Here is a 3,505-nt window from a genome sequence, read left to right as displayed (position 1 = left end):
GGATGTAGCGGATGCGCGCGCGCGGGTTCTCCATCAGCATGAAGTTGCCGATGGCGTGGATCAAGTGGGTCTTGCCGAGGCCCACGCCGCCGTACAGGTACAGCGGGTTGTACGACTTGCCCGGGTTGTTGGCGACCTGGATGGCCGCCGCGCGCGCCAGCTGGTTGGCCTTGCCGGTGACGAAGTTGTCGAAGGTGAGGATCGGGTTCAGGCGCGAGCGCTCGTGCACGGTGTCGTCCACGGGCACCTTGGGCGCCGCCGCCAGGCCGGTCGCTCCGGCGGGCGCGGACGGTGGCATGCGATACGACTGCGCGCTCACTTCGGCGGCGTCCATCACCGGCACGTCGATCTCGGCCACGGCGTGCGCGGCCGTGGCCACGGTGGTTTCGCGGTACGGCGCCATGGCCGGACGGGCCGGCGCTTGCTGCGTCGGCGCCGCTTGCATCGTTTGCGCCATCAGCGGCTGCATCGGCTGCATGGGCATCGGGGCCAACGCCGGCTGCATGGCTGCTTGGCGCTGGCCGGCGGTCGGGTCGAGCACGAACTGCACGTCGACCTGCATCTCCCAGTAGTCGCACGCGAGCGACGTGATACGGCCCGAGAACTGGCTCTTGACCCAGTCGAGCTTGAAGCGGTTGGGCGCGGCAATGCGCAGCATGCACGCCTGCTCGTCAAACGAGAGCGGCGTGAGCGGCTTGATCCACGTCTTGAATTGTTGCGGCGTCAGCTCGCTTTCGAGCTGGGCAGACGCTGCATGCCAGAAATCCTGCATCGTTATCGTTCAATGTTTGCTCGGCACCACACGCGTCGTTGCGACGTCCCCAGGGGTGCCGGCCGCCGGGCGCTTGCTGCGGACCTGTTGCGAGCAAGCATCACGGCGGCTTTCGTTGTTGGACCGGGATTGTACCCCCTGCCGAAAGTTATCCACAAAGGATAAGTCTGTGGATAACCTGTGGACCTGCTGTGAGTAGCTGTGGACAACCGATTTTGTGTGTTGCCCGTAAAGCCAGTCCTGATAAGGCTTTGCGTCGGGCGGCCCAGGCCGCACAAGGCGCTGGGGACAACTTGGTTTTCGGTGGGTTTTGCGCGCCGCCGGGCTGTTATCCCCAGACAAAGTGTCTTGACAGGCCCGGCAAACATCGCTTAAATGGCGGGTTCTGCGATGCGCGGCAGGGGAGCGCACGCTTGTTCGCGTCAGACGCGGCGCCGGGGTTCTCCCGACGCGCCTGATCCGGCTGGGGCCCGATTCGATTTGATTCGCTCGGCACCCGTTTTTTCCGGTGACGCGCAAGACCTGAACAACACAGCGCACGGCGGTCTGCGTGGGCGATTTCTCCTACTGGATCGACATCAGGCCGAGGGGCGACCCTAGGCTTGGCGCGTGCGGCAGCGTCCGCACCACCCATTAACAAGAGAGTGCATCATGAAGCGTACCTACCAACCTTCCGTTACCCGTCGCAAGCGCACCCACGGTTTCCGTGTCCGCATGAAGACCCGTGGTGGCCGTGCCGTGCTGAACGCACGCCGCGCCAAGGGTCGTAAGCGTCTGGCCATCTAAGATTGCCGCGCCCGGGTGGCGGCCGCCATGGCCGTTGCCCATGGCTTTCGCGGCACGCTGGCGATGGGCCCGCACGCCTACCCCAAGGCCGCAAGGCTGACGAAAACGGATGAATTCTCATCCGTTTTTGCTTTGCGGCCTGTTCGGCGTAGTCGTCACTTCGTACTGTATGTGCGCGCCAACGGGCACCCGCAGGCGCGCCTGGGGGTGGTGATCGGCAAGAAGTTCGCCCGCCGCGCAGTCGAGCGCAACCTCATCAAGCGCCAGTGCCGCGAGCTGTTCCGCCTGCGGCAGCCCGTGCTGGGCGGGCGCGACGTGCTGATCCGCCTGCAGGCCAAGTTCCCGCGTGAAGACGTGCCCACCGTGGCCGCCTTCAAGCGGATCTGCCGCCAAGAGCTCTCGCACCTGTTCGAGATCGCCGCACGCCCCTTGCCGGCACCAGCGGTGCCGCCATCCACTGCGCCGGCGCCTGCAGTGACGCCCAGTCCTGGAGGCGCGCCATGACGCGCGTGCTGCTGTTCCTGCTGCGCGTCTACAAGGTGGCCTTCAGCCCCTTCGTCGGCGCACAATGCCGCTTCCTGCCGACCTGCTCCGACTACGCGCGTGACGCCGTGATCGCGCATGGGCCGGCCTACGGCAGCTATCTTGCGGCAAAACGTCTGTGCCGCTGTCATCCCTTCGCGCAAGGCGGGTATGATCCTGTGCCGCCCGCCGCTGGCGACGCTGCGCCCCGCTCAACCGATCCCGCATCGACCGACGCGACCGCAGCCGACACCCCGGCCGCGCGGCCGTCGATTCACCTTCCCAGACCGTAATCCGACATGGATATCAAACGCACCATTCTCTGGGTGATCTTCTCGCTGTCGGTTGTCCTGCTGTTCGACAACTGGCAACGCGCGAATGGCCACCAGTCGATGTTCTTCCCGACGCCGCAGACGGCCACCACCGCCGGCAGCGCGCCGGGCAGCACGCCCGCGGGCGACGTGCCCAAGGCCGCCACCGAAGCGGCGGCGGCTGGCACGCAGGCCGCCCCGGCCACGGGCGCTGCCACGCAGGCGCCGGCTTCGGAAAAGATCGTCGTCACGACCGACGTGGTGCGTGCCACCATCGATACGGCCGGCGCCATCGTCAGCAAGCTCGAACTGCTCACGCAGAAGGATCACGACGGCAACCCGATGGTGCTGTTCGACCGCAGCATGGAGCGCACCTACCTGGCGCGCTCGGGCATCATCGGCGGCGATTTCCCGAACCACACGACGCTGTTCACCGCATCGGCTGGCCCGCGTGACCTGGGCGCTGCCGGCGACGTCTCCATCACGCTCACCGCCGACAAGGGCGGCGCCAAGCTGGTCAAGACCTACGTCTTCAAGCGCGGCAGCTACGTGATCGACACGCGCTTCGACGTGACTAACGACGGCACGGCGCCGATCAACCCGACGCTGTACATGGAGCTGGCCCGCGACGGCGGCTCCGTGGAGCAATCGCGCTTCTACAGCACCTTCACCGGCCCGGCCGTCTACACCGACACGGACCACTATCACAAGATCACCTTCTCCGACATCGACAAGGGCAAGGCACACGTGCCGAGCGCGACCGACAGCGGCTGGGTGGCGATGGTGCAGCACTACTTCGCGTCGGCCTGGATTCCGGCGGCCAACGCCAAGCGCGAGTTCTATGTCGACCGCATCGACAACAACTTCTACCGCGTGGGCATGCAGGAGCCGCTGGGCACGGTGGCACCGGGTGCGAGCGTGTCGGCCACGGCACGCCTGTTCGCCGGCCCGCAGGAAGCGCGCATGCTGGAAGCCATCACGCCGGGCCTGGATCTGGTGAAGGACTATGGCTGGTTGACTGTCATCGCCAAGCCGCTGTTCTGGTTGCTCGAGAAGATTCACGCGCTGCTGGGCAACTGGGGCTGGTCGATCGTCGCGCTCACCGTGCTGGTCA

Annotated in this window: 5 protein-coding genes; 4 read left to right on the top strand and 1 reads right to left on the bottom strand. The window is 66.2% G+C overall.

The genetic code is table 11. From position 1 onward, the window contains the following. On the bottom strand, positions 1-772 hold a 772-nt coding region (locus QZ609_RS25440; protein WP_295500973.1), incomplete at its 3' end, for a DnaA/Hda family protein. A gap of 651 nt (positions 773-1,423) precedes the next feature. Between QZ609_RS25440 and rpmH the strand changes: the two genes are divergently transcribed. The 4 genes from rpmH to yidC form a co-directional block, all read left to right on the top strand. Then, on the top strand, positions 1,424-1,558 hold the full coding sequence (rpmH, locus tag QZ609_RS25435) for a 50S ribosomal protein L34 (RefSeq protein ID WP_003262958.1): 135 nt from the start codon (positions 1,424-1,426) through the stop codon (positions 1,556-1,558). 63 nt (positions 1,559-1,621) lie between these two features. Next, positions 1,622-2,062: a ribonuclease P protein component gene (rnpA, locus tag QZ609_RS25430; protein WP_295500975.1), complete on the top strand. Its 441-nt coding sequence runs from the start codon at positions 1,622-1,624 to the stop codon at positions 2,060-2,062. After that, positions 2,059-2,373, top strand: coding sequence for a membrane protein insertion efficiency factor YidD (yidD, locus tag QZ609_RS25425; protein ID WP_295500968.1), 315 nt, complete (start codon positions 2,059-2,061; stop codon positions 2,371-2,373). The genes rnpA and yidD overlap by 4 nt, the downstream gene beginning before the upstream one ends. 6 nt (positions 2,374-2,379) lie before the next feature. Beyond that, on the top strand, positions 2,380-3,505 hold a 1,126-nt coding region (yidC, locus tag QZ609_RS25420), incomplete at its 3' end, for a membrane protein insertase YidC (protein WP_295500966.1).

This window comes from uncultured Ralstonia sp. (assembly GCA_913056305.1).
GTDB lineage: Bacteria > Pseudomonadota > Gammaproteobacteria > Burkholderiales > Burkholderiaceae > Ralstonia.
This window is presented reverse-complemented; position numbering and strand designations above follow the sequence as displayed.

Excerpts from the sequence above, each read along its gene's own strand:
- rpmH (WP_003262958.1), top strand. The coding sequence starts at position 1,424 with ATGAAGCGTACCTACCAACCTTCCGTTACCCGTCGCAAGCGCACCCAC.
- rnpA (WP_295500975.1), top strand. The coding sequence starts at position 1,622 with ATGGGCCCGCACGCCTACCCCAAGGCCGCAAGGCTGACGAAAACGGAT.
- yidD (WP_295500968.1), top strand. The coding sequence starts at position 2,059 with ATGACGCGCGTGCTGCTGTTCCTGCTGCGCGTCTACAAGGTGGCCTTC.